Source organism: Sphingomonas sp. STIS6.2, from assembly GCF_000732685.2.
Taxonomy (GTDB): domain Bacteria; phylum Pseudomonadota; class Alphaproteobacteria; order Sphingomonadales; family Sphingomonadaceae; genus Sphingomonas; species Sphingomonas aerolata.
Window position 1 is genome coordinate 1 of record NZ_JPDP02000006.1, and the last position, 17,108, is coordinate 17,108.

Annotated in this window: 21 protein-coding genes and 1 riboswitch; of the genes, 10 read left to right on the forward strand and 11 right to left on the reverse strand. The window is 66.6% G+C overall.

Going from position 1 to position 17,108, the window contains the following annotated elements; all coding sequences use genetic code 11:
- Together rplT and rpmI are read right to left on the reverse strand one after the other, a co-directional pair.
- Window positions 1-201: 50S ribosomal protein L20 (gene rplT / locus sphst_RS00895; RefSeq protein WP_107045043.1), on the reverse strand; the 201-nt coding region annotated here is incomplete at its 3' end.
- Between the two features lie 19 nt (window positions 202-220).
- Complete coding sequence (gene rpmI, locus sphst_RS00900; RefSeq protein ID WP_031395289.1) at window positions 221-424, reverse strand: 50S ribosomal protein L35; 204 nt, start codon at window positions 422-424, stop codon at window positions 221-223.
- A gap of 199 nt (window positions 425-623) precedes the next feature.
- Here rpmI and sphst_RS00905 point away from each other — a divergent pair, with 199 nt between their 5' ends.
- The gene (locus sphst_RS00905) at window positions 624-2,747 is read left to right on the forward strand and encodes an AsmA family protein (RefSeq protein WP_056406744.1); all 2,124 of its coding nucleotides are present in this window, start codon (window positions 624-626) and stop codon (window positions 2,745-2,747) included.
- Window positions 2,748-2,942: 195 nt separating this feature from the next.
- Here the strand turns inward: sphst_RS00905 and sphst_RS00910 are convergent, their stop codons facing one another.
- On the reverse strand, window positions 2,943-3,773 hold the full coding sequence (locus sphst_RS00910; protein WP_031395291.1) for an inositol monophosphatase family protein: 831 nt from the start codon (window positions 3,771-3,773) through the stop codon (window positions 2,943-2,945).
- A 91-nt stretch (window positions 3,774-3,864) separates the two neighbouring features.
- Here sphst_RS00910 and sphst_RS00915 point away from each other — a divergent pair, with 91 nt between their 5' ends.
- From sphst_RS00915 to sphst_RS21430, 3 genes are all read left to right on the forward strand, one after another.
- Complete coding sequence (locus sphst_RS00915; protein WP_031395292.1) at window positions 3,865-4,395, forward strand: peroxiredoxin; 531 nt, start codon at window positions 3,865-3,867, stop codon at window positions 4,393-4,395.
- A gap of 68 nt (window positions 4,396-4,463) precedes the next feature.
- On the forward strand, window positions 4,464-5,501 hold the full coding sequence (locus sphst_RS00920; protein ID WP_031395293.1) for a GGDEF domain-containing protein: 1,038 nt from the start codon (window positions 4,464-4,466) through the stop codon (window positions 5,499-5,501).
- A gap of 335 nt (window positions 5,502-5,836) precedes the next feature.
- Window positions 5,837-5,965 carry a hypothetical protein gene (locus sphst_RS21430; protein WP_261362612.1) on the forward strand — a complete coding sequence of 43 codons (129 nt, stop codon included), beginning with the start codon at window positions 5,837-5,839 and terminating at the stop codon, window positions 5,963-5,965.
- Window positions 5,966-6,008: 43 nt separating this feature from the next.
- Here sphst_RS21430 and sphst_RS00925 read toward each other — a convergent pair whose 3' ends face one another.
- Both sphst_RS00925 and sphst_RS00930 read right to left on the reverse strand, forming a co-directional pair.
- Window positions 6,009-6,647: a YbhB/YbcL family Raf kinase inhibitor-like protein gene (locus tag sphst_RS00925; RefSeq protein ID WP_056406742.1), complete on the reverse strand. Its 639-nt coding sequence runs from the start codon at window positions 6,645-6,647 to the stop codon at window positions 6,009-6,011.
- Window positions 6,640-7,191 (reverse strand): hypothetical protein, encoded by a 552-nt coding sequence (locus sphst_RS00930; protein ID WP_056406740.1) that lies wholly within the window; start codon window positions 7,189-7,191, stop codon window positions 6,640-6,642. The genes sphst_RS00925 and sphst_RS00930 overlap by 8 nt, the downstream gene beginning before the upstream one ends.
- 168 nt (window positions 7,192-7,359) lie before the next feature.
- Between sphst_RS00930 and sphst_RS21435 the strand changes: the two genes are divergently transcribed.
- Both sphst_RS21435 and sphst_RS00935 read left to right on the forward strand, forming a co-directional pair.
- Window positions 7,360-7,485: a hypothetical protein gene (locus sphst_RS21435; protein WP_260171387.1), complete on the forward strand. Its 126-nt coding sequence runs from the start codon at window positions 7,360-7,362 to the stop codon at window positions 7,483-7,485.
- Between the two features lie 25 nt (window positions 7,486-7,510).
- Entirely contained in the window at window positions 7,511-7,816 is a 306-nt protein-coding gene (locus sphst_RS00935) for an alkylphosphonate utilization protein (protein ID WP_031394037.1), read from the forward strand.
- 54 nt (window positions 7,817-7,870) lie between these two features.
- Here the strand turns inward: sphst_RS00935 and thiC are convergent, their stop codons facing one another.
- The 5 genes from thiC to sphst_RS21595 all read right to left on the reverse strand — a co-directional run bounded on the left by thiC (window position 7,871) and on the right by sphst_RS21595 (window position 11,780).
- On the reverse strand, window positions 7,871-9,793 hold the full coding sequence (gene thiC / locus sphst_RS00940) for a phosphomethylpyrimidine synthase ThiC (RefSeq protein ID WP_031394038.1): 1,923 nt from the start codon (window positions 9,791-9,793) through the stop codon (window positions 7,871-7,873).
- Window positions 9,794-9,832: 39 nt separating this feature from the next.
- A riboswitch (TPP riboswitch) is annotated at window positions 9,833-9,940 on the reverse strand.
- Between the two features lie 88 nt (window positions 9,941-10,028).
- The gene (locus sphst_RS00945; protein WP_234387246.1) at window positions 10,029-10,892 is read right to left on the reverse strand and encodes a MipA/OmpV family protein; all 864 of its coding nucleotides are present in this window, start codon (window positions 10,890-10,892) and stop codon (window positions 10,029-10,031) included.
- 69 nt (window positions 10,893-10,961) lie between these two features.
- Complete coding sequence (locus sphst_RS00950; RefSeq protein ID WP_234387247.1) at window positions 10,962-11,411, reverse strand: DUF2141 domain-containing protein; 450 nt, start codon at window positions 11,409-11,411, stop codon at window positions 10,962-10,964.
- Window positions 11,317-11,601, reverse strand: coding sequence for a sterol desaturase family protein (locus tag sphst_RS00955; protein ID WP_414711879.1), 285 nt, complete (start codon window positions 11,599-11,601; stop codon window positions 11,317-11,319). The genes sphst_RS00950 and sphst_RS00955 overlap by 95 nt, the downstream gene beginning before the upstream one ends.
- 5 nt (window positions 11,602-11,606) lie before the next feature.
- A complete protein-coding gene (locus sphst_RS21595; protein WP_330219034.1) occupies window positions 11,607-11,780 on the reverse strand; it encodes a hypothetical protein in 174 nt (57 codons plus the stop codon).
- Window positions 11,781-11,932: 152 nt separating this feature from the next.
- On the opposite strand from sphst_RS21595, the gene sphst_RS00960 reads away from it, so the two are divergent.
- Entirely contained in the window at window positions 11,933-12,784 is an 852-nt protein-coding gene (locus sphst_RS00960) for a hypothetical protein (RefSeq protein WP_159043441.1), read from the forward strand.
- A gap of 15 nt (window positions 12,785-12,799) precedes the next feature.
- On the opposite strand, the gene sphst_RS00965 is transcribed toward sphst_RS00960, so the two are convergent.
- Window positions 12,800-13,393, reverse strand: a complete 594-nt coding sequence (locus sphst_RS00965; RefSeq protein ID WP_081877539.1) for a GNAT family N-acetyltransferase — start codon at window positions 13,391-13,393, stop codon at window positions 12,800-12,802.
- A gap of 235 nt (window positions 13,394-13,628) precedes the next feature.
- On the opposite strand from sphst_RS00965, the gene crtY reads away from it, so the two are divergent.
- The 3 genes from crtY (at window position 13,629) to sphst_RS00980 (ending at window position 17,052) form a co-directional block, all read left to right on the forward strand.
- Window positions 13,629-14,795 carry a lycopene beta-cyclase CrtY gene (gene crtY, locus sphst_RS00970; protein ID WP_031394043.1) on the forward strand — a complete coding sequence of 389 codons (1,167 nt, stop codon included), beginning with the start codon at window positions 13,629-13,631 and terminating at the stop codon, window positions 14,793-14,795.
- Complete coding sequence (locus sphst_RS00975) at window positions 14,792-16,270, forward strand: phytoene desaturase (protein ID WP_031394044.1); 1,479 nt, start codon at window positions 14,792-14,794, stop codon at window positions 16,268-16,270. Before crtY ends, sphst_RS00975 begins: the two co-directional genes overlap by 4 nt.
- Window positions 16,271-16,470: 200 nt before the next feature.
- Window positions 16,471-17,052 (forward strand): TIGR00730 family Rossman fold protein, encoded by a 582-nt coding sequence (locus sphst_RS00980; RefSeq protein ID WP_031394045.1) that lies wholly within the window; start codon window positions 16,471-16,473, stop codon window positions 17,050-17,052.
- The last annotated feature ends 56 nt before the right edge of the window (window positions 17,053-17,108 follow it).

Here is a 17,108-nt window from a genome sequence, read left to right on the forward strand (position 1 = left end):
GGCGTTGATGCGCTGGATCCACAGGCCACGGAAGGTGCGCTTCTTAACCTTGCGGTCACGATATGCGTACTGTCCGGCCTTTTCGACGGCCTGACGGGCGATGCGGATGGTGTTCTTGCGACGGCCATAATAGCCCTTCGCCTGAACCAAAATACGCTTGTGCTTGGCGCGGGTGGTAACACCCCGTTTTACGCGTGCCATTGTCTAATTCCTTCTCAGCTCAACGCAGGCCGTAAGGCGCCCAGGCCTTCACTGCTGCGGTATCGGCCTTGGACAGCAGCTTGGTGCCGCGGTTCTGACGGATGTACTTGCCGTTGTGATGCGCCAGACGGTGACGCTTGCCGGCGACGCCGTGCTTGAGCAGGCCGGTGGCGGTGAGCTTGAAGCGCTTCTTGACGCCGCTCTTGGTCTTCAGCTTGGGCATTTTTATCCTTTCGGTTACGAAGGGAAACGCTGAAATCGCCGCGGCAGCCCACACTGGCCGGGCGATTCGTCGAACGCGCATCCCTTCGAGGAAGCGGGGCCGATACCCGCATCGGTCCGGAATCTCAAGCCGCATTCCCGCATTAATGCGGCATCCGACCATAGTGGAACCGCTGCGCCCGCCATGCGATAGGCTTATCATGGACGCCAGCCCGACGCAGCCGATCGACGCCCCCCCGCCCGCCGCGGCGCAGAAGAGGCGCAAACGGCGGATCCTGCGCAACATTCTGATCGGGATCGTCGCGGTGATCGCCGCGATCTGGCTGGTACTCTACATCACCAAGGGTCGCTTCCTGAAGCATCCGTTCGAGCGGATCGTCGGGTCGATGACCAACAGGACGGTGACCGTCGGCGGCGATTTCCAGCTCTATTTCGCGCCGTTCCGAATCAAATTCTATGCCGAGCGCTTCACGCTCTCCAACCCCGACTGGGCGAGCCGGCCCAACCTCTTCCAGGCGGACAAGCTCGACACGCGGATCGCGCCGCTGTCGCTGATCTTCGGCAAGCGGCGGCTCTACTGGCTCGATCTGGTCAACGGCGCGGTCGATCTCGAATGGAATGCCGCGCATACCGCCAATAGCTGGACGTTCAGCGACAAGAAGGGCGGCGAGCCGCTCGAATTCCCGCGGATCGACGTGGCGACGGTGACGGGGACGAGCGTGCGCTATCTCGACCCGCGAATGCGCGTGCTCGCCAATCTCGACGTCGCCGACATCCGCTCGGTCGATGCGACGATCGGCCGCGCGGTCGGCCTCAAGGGCACCGGCCAGCTGCGCGAGACGCCGTTCACGGTGACCGCGCAGCTGCTGTCGCCCGACGCGACCGCCAATCGGGGACAGAACAAGCTGGTCGCGCGGATGCGCGCGGCGGGCAACGTTATCGACGTCGCCGGCACGCTGCCGAGCATCGCGGACGTCGAGAACGTGCCGCTCGCAGTGACCGCGCGCGGTGCCAACCTGTCGACCCTGCTCGGCGTGATCGACGTCGCGATCCCGAACACACGCACCTATCGGCTGCGCGGACAGCTCGTGAAACAGGGCGAGGAATATCATTTTACGCGGATCACCGGCGTGGCGGGTAAGACCGATCTGGCGGGCAAGCTGACGATCACCAATGGCGAACGCATCCATCTCGATTCGGTGCTGGCGACCAAGAGCCTCGATATCGTCGATGCCGCGCCGTTCATCGGCTACAATCCCGACATCGTCGAGAGCCGCGGCGCGGTGGCGGCCGCCGCCGCGACCGGTGCGGGCGCGCAACGCCTGTTGCCCGATGGGAATTTCCCGGTCGAGACGATGCAGATCTTCGATGCCGACCTGAAATGGACGATTGGCGTGGTGCGGTCGAAGAACATCCCGATCTCGAACGTCGACCTGACGCTCGACCTCGAGCGCGGGCGGCTGGCGCTGTCGCCGCTGACGTTTGCGATGGCGCGCGGCAATGTCGCCTCTGACGCGGTCTTCGACACGCGGTCGCGGCCGAGCGCGGTGTCCTACGACATTCGCCTCGCGCCGACGCCGATGGGGCGGTTGCTCAAGGGCTATGGGCTTGCCGAGGCGGGGACGACCGGCACGATCAAGGGGCGGATCAAGCTCGACGGGCGCGGCGATTCGATCCATGATTCGCTGGCGTCGTCACGCGGCCGGATCGCGTTCGTGATGCCGTCGGGCGCCCTGTCGGTGCGCAACGTCCAGCTCGCCGAGCTCGACATCGGCACGTTCGCGCAGCGCATGTTCCAGGGCAAGCTCGACGAGCCGGTCCAGGTCAATTGCGGCCTGATCGGCTTCACCGTGCGCGGCGGTGTGGCGGCAGCGGACCCGATCCTGATCGACACGAGAAAGAACGTGATCGTCGGGCGCGGCGGGTTCAGCTTCCGCAACGAGGCGGTCGACCTCGCCTTCCGCGCCGATTCGAAGAAGTTCAGCCTGTTTGCGGGCCAGTCGCCGGTCGGGTTCGGCGGGGTGTTCGCGGCACCGAAGATGAGCGTGGTGTCGAAGGACCTGCTCGCCCGCGTCGGCACCGGGCTGGGCCTCGCGCTGGTGGCGACGCCGGTCGCGGGTGTGCTTGCGTTCGTGGATGTCGGCGATGCGAAGGCCACCGCGTGCGGCCCGGTGCTGGCCGGCGCGACCGCCAAGGCGCAGCGGACGACCAAGGGCGAGACGCGCGACGATGTCGGCCGCGGGACGACCGCCAAGGGCGAGGACGGCAAGGCGTCCGAGGCGGAGAAGAAGGGGCAGAAGAAGAAGTTTCTCGGGATCTTCTAAAGCGGCGGCGGCCGCCGCGCTCCGCGCCCATGCTTACCCACCACATCCATCCCGTCACCCCGGCGAACGCCGGGGCCCATGGTTTCGGCCAGCGCAGTAAGCGACCGTGCCGTATCCATGGGTCCCGGCTTTCGCCGGGATGACGGATATGGGACTAGGTGCGAGGCGTGACGCCCGTCGGCCGCCAAGACGGTCTCAGTGGTCGTGACCGCCATGATCATGCGCATCACCCGCGATCCGGTGCATCGCCTCGAGCACGTCGTCCAGCCGCGCCGGATCGCCGATCGCGAGCACATGACCTTCGCTGTCCGCGGTCAGCGGGTCGCCGTTCCAGTCGCACATCATCCCGCCGGCGCCTTCGACGACCGGGACCAGCGCAGCGAAATCGTAGAGCTGGAGACCCGATTCGCAGACGACGTCGAGATGCCCGCTCGCGAGCAGGCCGTAATTATAGCAGTCGCCGCCATAGACCGGCCCCTGGCGCGGATTGCCGCCCGAGATAGCCGCGACGAGCGCTAGGTAATGCGGGACGTCAGCCTCGTCGAACAGATGCGGGCTGGTCGTCGCGATCGTCGATCCCGCAAGCTCGCGGCAGACCCGGGTGCGCACCGGCACGCCGTTCAACGTCGTCGGACGCCCCGCGACGCCGACCCAGCGTTCGCGCTGGACCGGCTGGTCGATGATCCCGAGCACCGGCCAGCCATCCTCGACCAGCGCGATCAGCGTGCCAAAGATCGCGCGGCCGACGGTGAAGCTGCGCGTGCCGTCGATCGGGTCGAGCACCCATTTGCGGTTGGTGACACCGGTCTTCTCGCCAAATTCCTCGCCGACGATGCCGTCGCCCGAGCGTTCGGCGTCGAGCAGCCGGCGCATCGCCGATTCGGCCTCGCGGTCGGCGCGGGTGACGGGGGACTGGTCCTCCTTGATCTCGACGCCATGCTCATGGCGGAAATAGGGTCGGATGACCTGGCCCGCGGCATCCGCGAGGCGGTGCGCGAGGTCGATATCGGCTTGGGTCACTGGCATGTGCCCTGCCTATCGAGCCTGTACGGCGCGGGCAATGGACGGATGCCGCGAGCGGGCGTACGTCATTGCGATCATACCGGAGTATAGCCCCATGCGCCTCGTCCCGACCCTTGCCGCCCTCCTCCTCGCCACCCCCGCAGTCGCGGCGCTCGCGCCCGGTGCGAAGGCACCCGACTTCACCACGCGCGGCGCGATCGCCGGCAAGGTGTTCACGGTCCACCTCGCCGAACAGCTGAAGAAGGGCCCCGTCGTGCTCTACTTCTTCCCCGCGGCCTATACCGGTGGCTGCAATGCCGAGGCGCATGCCTTTGCCGAGGCGGTCCCCGCGTTCAAGAAGGCCGGCGCGACGGTGATCGGCATGTCGGCGGACAACGTCGAGACGCTGAGCAAATTCTCGGCGGAGAAATGCGCGGGCAAGTTCGCGGTCGCCAGTGCAGGGCCGAAGGTCGTCGCGGGCTATGACGTCGCGCTCGGCAAGCAAGTGATGGGACGCGACGTCACGAAGCGCACCAGTTACGTGATTGGCCGCGACGGCCGGGTCGCCTTTGTTCACGACGACATGAACCCGGCTGAGCATGTCAGTTCGACGCTGGCCGCAGTCGAGACGCTTAACCGCCGATAGGCTTGCAAATCGTCACGCGTTGCTAACCTTTATCGTTCTATTCCGGGGGCGAAACGGGGGCAAATGACATGCGGGACGCGCACGGCGCACAACAGGTGAGCACGGAGGACCTGTTCGACCAGATCGGCCGATTCCTCCGTAAGCACCGGTTGCGTCCGGATCCGTCGCATTATGCGTTCGCGCATGCCGTGCTGTCGGCGCCGGACGGCCCGCTCGCGGCGCAGGTTGCGCAATTGACCGAGGGCGGCGTCCGGCTGCTGCGCAGGGATATCGAGGCGCTTGGCGGACAGGTCACCGAGCCCTCTGCGGTGGTCGATCCCGACGACCCGTGCGATCCCGCGCAACGCGAAGGGCAGGCGGACCGGCTGGTTGCCGAGACGCAGGAGTATGTCGACGGATTCGCGACGATCATGCACAGCATCCACGCCGAGACCCGCGGCTTCGGCCATGACCTGGCGGAAAGCGCGGCAGCGATCACGACCTCGCCGGGACTAGCCGAGATCGACGAGATCACGCGGATCACCACCGCGATGATCGGCCGGATCCGTGAGTCCGAGGTGCGGTTGGCCAAGGCGAAGCACGAGACCGACGTCCTGCGGGCCAAGCTGATCGAGGCGCGCGACAGCGCACGGCGCGACACGCTGACCGGCCTGCCCAATCGGCGCGCGTTCGACGAGGCGTTCGGCGCACGTGACGCGGACAAGGGCCCCTATTGCCTGGCGGTATGCGACGTCGACCGGTTCAAGCGAGTCAATGACGCGTTCGGCCACGGCGTCGGCGACCGGGTGCTGACCGCGATCGGCCAGATGATCGCGGCGGGGTGCGAGGGGCATCTCGTCGTGCGGCACGGCGGCGAGGAGTTTGCAGTGCTGTTGTGCGGCGTCAGCCTGAGCGACGCCGCGCGCCTGCTCGATTCGGTCCGCGCGATCGTCGCCGCCAAACGCTTCCGCAATCGTGAGACCGATTCGCCGCTCGGCCAGATCACCTTTTCGGCAGGCGTCACCGCGATCCACGCGGACGAAGCCGCCGAGAGCGCGTTCGCCCGCGCCGACCGGCTCCTCTACACCGCCAAGGGCGACGGGCGCGACCGGATCTGCGCCGCCTGATCCGCGCGGCGGTCCGCGGCACCGATCCTTGGCGCCGTTCACCGGATTAGTGTGGCGCAAAATCCCAACTGCTGCGGGGCTGCTGCGAAAAATCTCGCTGATTCAGCTGGATACGGAACTGGCACGGGGTGTGCAAAGCAGGGGATATCGGCAGCCGGATGGTCCGGACGCCGCCATCACCGAAGGGAAGCCACCATGTCCTCGATCCATTTCGAATCCGCCAAGCGCATCCTCCTCTCGTTCGCCGGCGCGTTGGTCTTCGCCGGCATCGCGATCAGCGCCGCGACGCCGATCATCCCGATCGCGTGATCCGGCCGGACTGCGGAGACTGCATCATGCTTCGTCATCTCCATCGCGCCCAATCGCGGCCCGACCGCCTGCGGGACAGCAGCCTGCTCGTCGGCATCGTCGCCTTCTCGACCACCGTCCTGCTGATCGCGACCCACGCCGCAGCGTTCGCCTGACCGGCAGCGCGGCGGATCCCTGCCCGCCACGCGCGGGTCGCGGTCAGGCCGGCATGGCCGATGAAGCGGGGCCGACGGGCGCGGCCTCCTCGCGCGAATAGGTCCCGATCAGCAACCCCGCCGCGAGCACATGTCCCGACATCGCCTCGACCAGCGCGGTGCGGCCCGGTGATACGCCTGGATCGCCCAGCGCCGCATCGAGCGCGAAAAGCTGGAAGGCGTAGCGATGTTCGCCATGCCCGGTCGGCGGATCGGGCGGCAGCCAGCCTTCGCGCAGATAGGAATTGCGCCCGACATCGCCATCGGGCGTCCCTGCGCCGTCGGCCGTGATCGCACCTTCGGCCAGTCGCACCCGATCGGCAGCGATATGCCAGACGATCGCGTGGACCAGCGGCTGCGGAGTCGGCGCATCCGCATCCTCGACGATCAGCGCGAGCGCGGCGGTGCCCGCAGGCGGCGTGCTCCAGAGCAGCGGCGGCGACACCCCGTCACCATCGGCGGTGAACCGCGGCGGCAACCGCCCCTCATGCGCAAAGGCGGGGCTGGTCAGGTCGAGCGTCGCGAACCCCGTGCCGGCCTGTGCGCCCGACCCGAGACCGGACCGGGCGATCACCAGCGCGTCCGCACCGGCGCGCAATCCTTTAAGTGCGTGGCCGAGCCAGGCAGGCATGTGTTCAAGCATCGTTTCCACCCTCCGAAGGACAGGCGCCGGGGCGCAGGACCGGTGCGCCATCGGCATACCAGCGGCTCTGGTCCCGCATCGTACCGGCATCGTGATAACAGGCCTGCGCCGTGCCACCCGCCGGATCGATCGCGACCATCCAGTTGTGATCGCCGCAATTATGCGCTTCGCAGCCCCAGGAGGCGATGCGCCGGCCCCGTTGGAAGATCGGCGTCTGCGGCCCCGAACGCCCGCGGATCAGCGACCGCAGCCGGGCATCGTCGACCACCGCGAGCAACCCGCCGGCCACCTCGGTGCGATCGAAGAAATCGACGCCATCGACCGCGTCATGCGGATATTTGCCGACATAGGCGGTGAGCGGCGTGGTCTGTGCCTGCCCCGCCACGGGGATCGGCGTCCGCGTGGCAGGCGGTGTGAAATTCGTAACCGCAGCGGTCTGCTGGGAATCGTCGCCCGCACTGCAGCCTGACACGGCCATGGCAAGCATTGCCATCCCCGCACGCAGCGACAGGGTGATCGGCGCAGCCCCGGATCCGATATGCATCGCAGCCCCCTCATGCTCTTTTCATCCCAACGCGCCGATCGGGCCGAGGTTGCCCGCGATGCCCGCACTGCCGGGGCGATCTGGCGATCCGAATCTACGGGTATGCGCGAGTGCAAGCGTGTATCGTCGCCGTCCCGGGGCGCTCCGCCCCGCCGGAAGGGCAGCATCATGGCCAAGAGCCAGAAGAAATCGAACAAGGAAGTCCGCAAGCCCAAGGCCGAGAAGGAGCCCAAGGCGAACGCGTCGAACCCCACGACCAAGGGCAAGCCCGTCGAGATGACGACGCTCAAGTGATCCGGCACGAAATAGGACGATGACGATGGCGGACGACGATTACGTCTATGACGAGGCCAGCGGCGAATGGGTCGCCGCCGACGCCGCATCCACGACCCGCGCGGCGGACGACGACGCGGTCGTGGTCCGCGACTCGGTCGGCAACGTGCTGGCGGACGGCGACCAGGTGACGCTGATCAAGGACCTGACCGTCAAGGGCGCGGGCCAGACGCTCAAGCGCGGCACGCTGATCAAGGCGATCCGCCTGACCGGCGACGCGCAGGAGATCGACTGCCGTTACGAGGGGATCAAGGGACTGGTGCTGCGCGCGGAGTTCGTGCGCAAGCGGTAACGGATGCGCCCCTGATCCTCCCCCTGCCGGGGGAGGAGTTCGGGGTGTGGCGGATCAGACGTCCGCGGGGAGGTAGATCTCGCTGCCCTTCTCGCGGAACCTCTCGCTCATTTCCGCCATGCCCTTTTCCGCGTCGGCATGCGCGCCCTTGGCGAAGATCGCGCGGTTGGCGTCGGTCTGATCGACATCGGCTGCGAGGAACGTGTCGGCGGGGCCATTCTGTTTCGCGGCGAAGTCCCTCACCTCCTGCGTGATCTTCATCGAGCAGAATTTGGGACCGCACATCGAGCAGAAATGCGCGGTCTTGGCGCCTTCTGCGGGGAGCGTCTGGTCGTGATACTGCTCGGCCGTATCGGGGTCGAGGCTCAGGTTGAACTGATCGCGCCAGCGGAATTCGAAGCGCGCGCGGCTCAACGCGTCGTCGCGCACCTGCGCGGCGGGATGCCCCTTCGCCAGATCGGCGGCATGCGCGGCGAGCTTGTAGGTGACAACGCCGACCTTCACGTCGTCGCGGTCGGGGAGCCCGAGATGCTCCTTGGGCGTCACGTAGCAAAGCATGGCGGTGCCGTACCAGCCGATCTGCGCCGCGCCGATGCCGCTGGTGATATGGTCATAACCCGGCGCGATGTCGGTGGTGAGCGGCCCGAGTGTGTAGAAGGGCGCCTCGCCGCAGACCTCGAGCTGCTTTTCCATGTTTTCCTTGATCTTGTGCATCGGCACATGGCCGGGGCCCTCGATCATCACCTGGACATCGCTCTTCCATGCGCGGTGGGTGAGTTCGCCGAGCGTGTAGAGCTCGCTGAACTGCGCCTCGTCGTTCGCGTCGGCGATGCTGCCGGGGCGCAGCCCGTCGCCGAGCGAATAGGCGATGTCATACGCCTTCATGATCTCGGTGATCTCGTCGAAGCGCTCGTAGAGGAAGCTCTCCTTGTGGTGGCTGAGGCACCATTTCGCCATGATCGAGCCACCGCGCGAGACGATGCCGGTGACGCGCTTGGCGGTCATCGGGATATAGGCGAGGCGCACGCCCGCGTGGATCGTGAAGTAATCCACGCCCTGCTCCGCCTGTTCGATCAGCGTGTCGCGGAAGATCTCCCAGGTCAGATCCTCGGCGACGCCGCCGACCTTTTCGAGCGCCTGGTAGATCGGCACGGTGCCGATCGGCACGGGACTGTTGCGCAGGATCCATTCGCGCGTGTCGTGGATGTTGCGCCCCGTCGACAAGTCCATCACCGTGTCGGCGCCCCAGCGGATCGACCAGACGAGCTTGTCGACCTCGGCGGCGACGTTCGACGCGACTGCGGAGTTGCCGATATTGGCGTTGATCTTGACCAGGAAGTTGCGGCCGATCGCCATCGGCTCGGATTCGGGGTGGTTGACGTTGTTGGGGATGATCGCGCGGCCGCGCGCGACCTCGTCGCGGACGAATTCGGGGGTGACGAAGTCGGGGATCGACGCACCGAAGCTCTCGCCGTCGCGCTTATACTCTTTCAGCATCGCGCGGCCGAGATTCTCGCGGGTCGCGACATATTCCATCTCGGGCGTGATGATGCCGCGGCGGGCATAGTGCATCTGGCTGACATTGGCGCCGGCCCTGGCGCGCAACGGGCGTGCGATACTGCCGGGGAATTGCGGCACGCCGCCCGAGCGGTCGGGGCCGAGCTGGCCATTATCCTCGGGCCGGATCGCGCGCGCGTCGTAACTTTCGACATCGCCCCGCGCCTCGATCCACTGGCGGCGGAGTTGCGGCAGGCCGGCGTTGATGTCGATCGTGGCGCGCGGGTCGGTGTACGGACCGCTGGTGTCGTAGACGCGCAAGGGCGGCTCGGAACAGCTGGGGTCGAGCACGATCTCGCGCATCGCGACGCGGACGTCGGGGCTGGAGGGCACCGCGACATGGATCTTCCGCGAGCCGCGGATCGGGCCGGTGGTGACGCCGATGTCGGCGGTCGGGATGCGGGGATCGTAATCGGCCATGCGCTTGCTCCTAAAGGTCTCGGAGCAAGGCATACGGTTCTGTGGCGACCGCTCCCTCCCTCCGCCGGTATCAACCGGATCAGGTTCAGCGGGTCGAAGGCTCCTGCCTTCCTCTCAAGCGCGGATCGGCGCTCCCCCGGGGTAGGGCGAGCATAGGCGCAACGGACGGGGGCGCAAACGAAAAACCCCGCGCGGTCGGGCCGCACGGGGTTTCGGGTCGATCGGCGGGTTGCGATCAGAAGGTGTAGGTCAGGCCCACCGCGCCGAGCCACTGGTCGGCATCGCCGACGTCCGCGACGATCGGGCTGTCCTTGTACTTGCCGAGCATGCGGCCATAGAGCACGCCCGCGCCGACGCCGAACCCGCGGCGCAGATCACCCGACAGGCTCTGCAAGGCAAACGCGGAGACGTTGACGCGGCGGAAACCGCTGTCGTTGATGTCATAGGTGCGCAGGCCGCTGTTGATCGTGCCGATCGGCGTGACCGCCGCATAGGTCCGGCCAAAGCCTTTGCCCGCATAATCCGCCGACAGGCCGAAGGCGACCAGGGTGCGGACCGACAGCGGCGTGGTGTAGTTGACCTGCGGGGTGATGACATAGCTGTCGTGCGTGCCCGACACGTCGTGGATATAGGCGACGCGCGCGGTCAGCGTGTCGTAATCGCTGGTGATGACGCCGGTCTTGCCGATGCCGACAAAGCCGCCGACTTCATAGGCCGTGTCGATCTTGCCGAGCGCGCGGACCTGCCGGTTGTCGACCCGGCCCGTGCGATCGGTGCGGACGGCGGCGATGACGCCGACTTCGTAGTTGATGCCGACCGACCCGGTATTGGGGATCAGGTTCACATAGAGCTGCGTACCGCGCGTGAAGAAATCATGCCCGCGGACCGTACCGATCGCGACCGCGCCGGGGGTGAAGCTGTTGCTGTCCGCACCCTCGTAATCGGGAAGCGACGCGACACCCAGACCGAGTGTGATGCGGTTGTTGTCGGCGGGATCGGTGATTGGCGGGGTCGGATTGGGATCCGTCTGCGCAAGTGCCGGCGTGGCGAGGGCGACTGCCGCGGTTGCGGCAGTCAGAACGAGTGAGAATGCGCGCAAGGACGGGCTCCGGACAAAAAGGTTCCACCGCGCAACGCGGGGCAACCCCATTCGGTCCGTTGCAATCCGTCAGAAGATGTAACGCATCCTGACCTGTTGCATTTCGGCATCACCGACGAGCATGAACCGTGCCGCGGAAAAGCGCGGCGGTCCGAAGCGTACCGCCGCGTTGTTCGAGAAGCCATAGCCCTCGCGCGGGATACCCGCGATCGTGTCGAGCTTGGAGTTGCTGTTCTCGTCATGGATGATCGCCAGCGCATAGCCGCGCTGCGGCAGGCCCGGAAAGCTCGTCGTCCGGACCGCGGCGGGCAGGGTCCGGGTCAGCGCCTTGGCATCGTCGACACAGGCGGGGAAATTGTCGGGGTCGGCGGTCAGACAGATACGGATCAACCCCTTGGCCGAGCGAAGATTGTCGACCTCAACGTCAAGCCGCGTGACCGGGCTCGCCGCCGCCAGAACGGCCCAGAGCGCCGCCGCGGCCAGCACGCGCGGCAGCCTTGGCATGCGATATGCCTGCATCGCCGTGCTCCCGGTCGGTGCCGCAGAGCCGATCCCAGAACCGGAAAGTGAGCTCATAATTGCACCTGTATCGTTCATGATGTGGCTGATGGTGGCTGGCCGTGATCAGCCATGTCCCCAATGCTCCCCTCCACATGAACCGGGGAAAAACCTCCCGGCCCATCGGATTGGCCCCCTCCATAACGGTCATGACCGTCAGAGCCAAACCGAGCGCACCGCCAGGGTCGGAATCGCGACGACCCGTAGCGGAATTATCACAGCAACGGCAGCGCCTAGATTGGAGCGAACGCCTTTGCAGCACACGCGGTCGGCGGGCGCACCCGGTAAAACGTCAATCGCAGACAAGGAGATGACGAGCGTGATCGTCATGCCGCGCTCACAAGCATCTGCGCGTGCCGGGTGATGGCCGCTCGTACACCGCGATCGGGAAGATGACCGCGCGCGCATCCCGCAGAAGGTCGTTGTCGCCGGATCACGACTTTCATAGCATCCTCCGCACGACATAATCGGGGACCACAATAGTGATTTTACTCGCAATGCTGCTGCAATCGGCCCAGCCCGTGCCGACCGCCGCTCCGCGACAATTGCCACCGCTTCACGGTGGGCCTGCAGAAATGACCTGCCCGGTGGGCGGCGAGACGTTCTCGGCATGGCAGCCCGCGATGTTCAGCACCTATGGCGAGCGCCCCGACGGCAAGCCGTACAGCTATTTGCCCTTTCCGTTTCCGCTTCCTGAATGCCCGAGCAACAAGTTGGTCGTTTTCGACAAGGTCTCGACCCAGGACGCGGAAAACCTCGCGCGGCTGATCGGCACCGCCGATTATAAACGGCTGATCGGCTCGGAGACGACCTATTACCGGGCCTATTGGCTCGCCGGAAAGCTGGGCCGGCCGGAGGTTCTGCGTCTCGGACTTTTGCTGTCGGCCATCTGGCAGGTGACGCCCGATCCGAGGTCCCAAATCAGCACCGACGCGCAAAATAGCCAGTTCCAGCGATATCAGACATTGTTCATCCGTGGCGTTCGGGCATTGGGCCCTGCAACGCCCGTAGCGGACCGGCTATGGCTGGAGGCACGGGCCGCGAACGCTGCCCGGCAGATGGGTCGGTTCGACGAGGCAGCGAGGCTGATCGATACGGCCGATCGATCGCTCACGCTCGTTACCGACAAGCGCGGGTGGGATACCTATCTTGCCAAATTGCGCGCCGTCATCGCGCGCAAGGATGCTGGCGTCGAACCGCTCGACATGATCCCGGAGCAAGAGGTCGCCTTCACCTGCCTGCGCCGGCCGCCATCGACCAGCTTCGACAAAGCCACGTGCACGAGCCCGGAGGTCGTCGCACGGATGGCGACGCTCAACGCCAAGCCGAAATAGCCGCCTCGAACGCGGTCAGGCGCGTCGGTCGAGGATCAGGATCGGCGCGTCACGATAACGACCCTCGATGCGCAGGCGGTAGCCGAGGCGCTCGGCGAGGCGGAGCGAGGGCGCGTTGCCGGGGTCGATGATGCAGGTCGTGGCGGCGATGCGCGGGTCGGCCCAGGCCAGGACTGCCGCCATCGCCTCCGACGCATAACCCTGTCCCTGCGCGTCGCCGGTCAGCGTCCAGCCCATTTCGGGGCCGACCGCACCGGGACCGTCGATCGGCGGCAGGATCGCGCGCCGCGCTTCGATCAGACCCATCTCGCCGATCAGCCGGCCGGTCGCGGTCTCGCGCACGATCCAGCTACCATAGCCGAACGCGGTCCACTGCCCGATCGAGCGGAGCAACCGGATCCACACCTCCTCGCGACTGCGCGGCGTGCCGCCGATCATCGCATAGACGCGGGCGTCGGCCCACATCGCGGCGCAATCGTCGAGATCGGCAGGGACATGGCCGCTCAGCGTCAGGCGCGCCGTGGCCAGCATCGGAGCCTGGGGGTGGCGGGGGCCGGGATCGCTGGCGTGCGGTGCGGGCGAAGCGTCGGTCGGGTGTGAGGGGGGCATGGCGGCTCCGGATCTGGCATGGACATAGTGGCGGAGATGGCGGCGGCGCGCCATGCCCGACCTGACGTCCCCCGTCCCTTCGCGTCCGTCACGTGGTGGCCGCGGAAGGCGATGACGTGCGGGGGATCGCCCCGGTGGCGGAAGAGGCCGCCGGGCCGGCAATGCAGGTTGTCTTCGCGCGCGATTGGGCGGGAAAGGCTGTTTTCGCAGGCGCCGGTTTGCGCTAGTCGGAGCCATGGCATCGACGATCTCCTGCGACGTCGCGATCGTTGGCGCGGGCCTGGCCGGCGGGATGATCGCGCTGGCGCTCAAAGCGAAGCATCCGGCGCTCGACGTGCGGCTGGTCGATGCCGCCCCGACGGTCGGCGGCAATCACCTCTGGTCGTTCTTCGACAGCGACGTGGCGGCGGCGGACCGCTGGATCGTCGCGCCGCTCGTGGTGCATGGCTGGCAGGGCTATGACGTGCGCTTTCCAGGGCATGCGCGGACCATAGACGCGCGTTACAATTCGATCGAGAGCGTCCAGCTCGACCGCGAGGTACGCCGCGTCCTGCCGCCACACGCGCTGATGCTCGACCGCAAGGTCAGCGGCGCGAGCGCGACCGCGGTGGTGCTGAGCGACGGCGACCGGATCGAAGCGACCGGGGTGATCGACGCACGCGGGCCGGGCGACCTCACGCTGCTCGATCTGGCGTGGCAGAAATTTCTCGGACGCGAACTGCTGCTCGACGCGATGCACAAGGCGCCGCGGCCGATGGTGATGGATGCGGGCGTCGAACAGCTCGACGGCTATCGTTTCGTCTATTGCCTGCCGTTCAAGGCGCGGCGGATGTTCGTCGAGGACACCTATTACAGCGACACGCCCGATCTCGATCTGCCCGTGCTGCGCGACCGGATCGACGCCTATGTCGCCGAGCGCGGCTGGTCGGTGAAGCGGATCGAACGCGAGGAATCGGGCGTGCTGCCGGTGGCGATGGGCGGCGATTTCGAGGCCTATTGGCGTTCGACCGGCGCGCGCGTCGCCAAGGCGGGGATGCGTGCGGGGATGTTCCACCCGACCACCGGCTATTCGCTGCCCGATGCGGTACGGACCGCGTCGATGATCGCGGCGCTGGGGGATTTCTCGGGCGCACGGCTGCACGACGCGACCTATGCGATGGCGCAGGCGACGTGGAAAAGCCGCGGTTTCTACCGGATGCTCGACACGATGCTGTTCCGTGCGGCGGAGCCCGAGGAACGCTACCGGATCCTCGAGCGCTTCTATCGCCTCTCCCCTTCGCTGATAGGCCGTTTCTATGCCGGACGTTCGACCATGACCGACAAGGCGCGGATCCTGACCGGCAAGCCCCCCGTCCCCATCGTGCGCGCCGTCCGCGCCATCGCAGGCAGTATGAGATCATGAAGACAGCTATCGTCATCGGCGCAGGGTTTGGCGGGCTGGCGCTCGCGATCCGGCTGCAATCCGCAGGCGTCCAGACGACCATCGTCGAGAGCCGCGACAAGCCGGGCGGGCGTGGCTATTATTGGGAGCGCGACGGCTTCACCTTCGATGCGGGCCCGACCGTCATCACCGATCCCGACTGCCTGCGCGAACTATGGGCGCTGAGCGGGCACGACATGAGCGCGGACGTGACGCTCGACCCGGTGCTGCCCTTCTACCGGCTGAACTGGGCGGACGGGACGAATTTCGATTATACCAACGACGATACGCAGATGCGGGCGGAGATCGAGAAGCTGCATCCGGGCGACTGGGCGGGCTATGAGAAGTTCCTCGCCTATTCGGCGGGCGTGTTTCACGAAGGCTATGAGAAGCTCGGCCATGTCGCGTTTCTCGACTTCGGATCGATGATCAAGGCGGCGCCGGCACTGGCGAAATACCAGGCCTGGCGCTCGGTCTATTCGATCGTGTCGAGCTTCGTGAAGTCCGAGAAGCTGCGCGAGGCGCTCTCGTTCCACACGCTCCTCGTCGGCGGCAATCCGATGACGACCAGCGCGATCTATGCCCTGATCCACAAGCTTGAGCGCGACGGCGGCGTGTGGTTCGCCCGCGGCGGCACCAACCGGCTGGTCGCGGCGCTGGTGACCCAGTTCGAGCGGCTGGGCGGCGTGCTGCGGCTCGACGACCCGGTGACCTCGATCGAGACGCTGGGCGACCGCGCGACCGGGGTCACGACGGCGAGCGGCTGGTCGGGCCAGGCGGATGCGGTGGCGGCGAACAGCGACATCATGCACACCTATCGCGACTTGTTGGCGACGTCGCGCAGCGGACAGCGGACCAAGGCGTCGCTCGAACGCAAGAAGTACAGCCCGTCGCTGTTCGTCGTGCATTTCGGGATCAAGGGCACGTGGCCCGGCATTCCGCACCACATGATCCTGTTCGGGCCGCGCTATAAGGGGCTGCTGTCGGACATTTACGATCACGGCGTGCTGGCGGAAGATTTCTCGCTCTATCTCCATCATCCGACCGTCACCGACCCCAGCCTGGCGCCGGAGGGGCATTCGACCTTCTACGCGCTCGCGCCGGTGCCGCATCTCGGCAAATTCCCGGTCGACTGGGACGAGATCGGCCCGATCCTGGAGAAGCGGATCCTCGACGAGATCGGCCGGCGGTTGATCCCGGACATCCACGACCGGATCGTGACCAAGTTCAGCTATGCGCCGAAGGATTTCGCACAGGATCTGAACGCGCATCTGGGCTCGGCCTTCTCGCTCGAGCCGGTGCTGACGCAGAGCGCCTATTTCCGCGTGCACAACCGCGACGATCATATCCCGAACCTGTACTTCGTCGGCGCGGGGACGCATCCGGGGGCGGGAATCCCGGGCGTCGTCGGGAGTGCGAAGGCGACGGCGCGGTTGATGCTTGAGGGCGAGCAGTAAGGGTTTGTTCGCGCGGAGACGCGGAGGCGCGGAGGCGCGGAGATGGTGCGTCCAGCCTATCGGTCGGAAGACCTCTCGGCTGTACGTCATCATAGTATAAGGTCGCTCCGCGACTGGTGCTGCAACTCCGCGCCTCCGCGTCTCCGCGCGAACCCATTCTTTTCTTGCGGCACCACGCGCGCTTCCCCTAGCGAGGCCACATGAAAAGACTTGCTGTGTATTGCGGGTCGGCGACGCCGGCTGATCCCCTGTATATCGAAGGCGCGCGCGCGCTGGGACGGACCTTTGCCGAGCGCGGAATCGGCCTCGTCTATGGCGGTGGCCGCACCGGCCTGATGGGCGCCATCGCCGATGGTGCGCTCGAGGGGGGCGGCGAGGTGATCGGCGTGATCCCGCAGGCGCTGGTCGATGCCGAAGTCGCGCATCGCGGGCTGACCGAGCTCCACGTCGTGCAGGGCATGCATCAGCGCAAGCAGATGTTCACCGACCTGTCGGACGGGTTCGTGACGATTCCCGGTGGTACGGGCACGATGGACGAGCTGTGGGAGGCACTGAGCTGGGCACAGCTCGGCTATCATGCGGATCCGGTTGGGCTGCTCAACACCGCGGGCTATTACGACCATCTGATCGCGTTCTGGGACAAGATGGGCGAGGTCGGCTTCCTGCGACCGCAGCACCGCGACCTGCTGATCGTCGCGGATACGCTCGACCTGCTGCTCGACCGGATGGCGGAGCATGTGCCGACACAGCCCATCGTCCGGATGAACGCGTCAGATCTGTGACCGTCTTCGCGCCGCATACTATCCTGCTCCACCCCGGCGAAGGCCGGGGCCCAGTT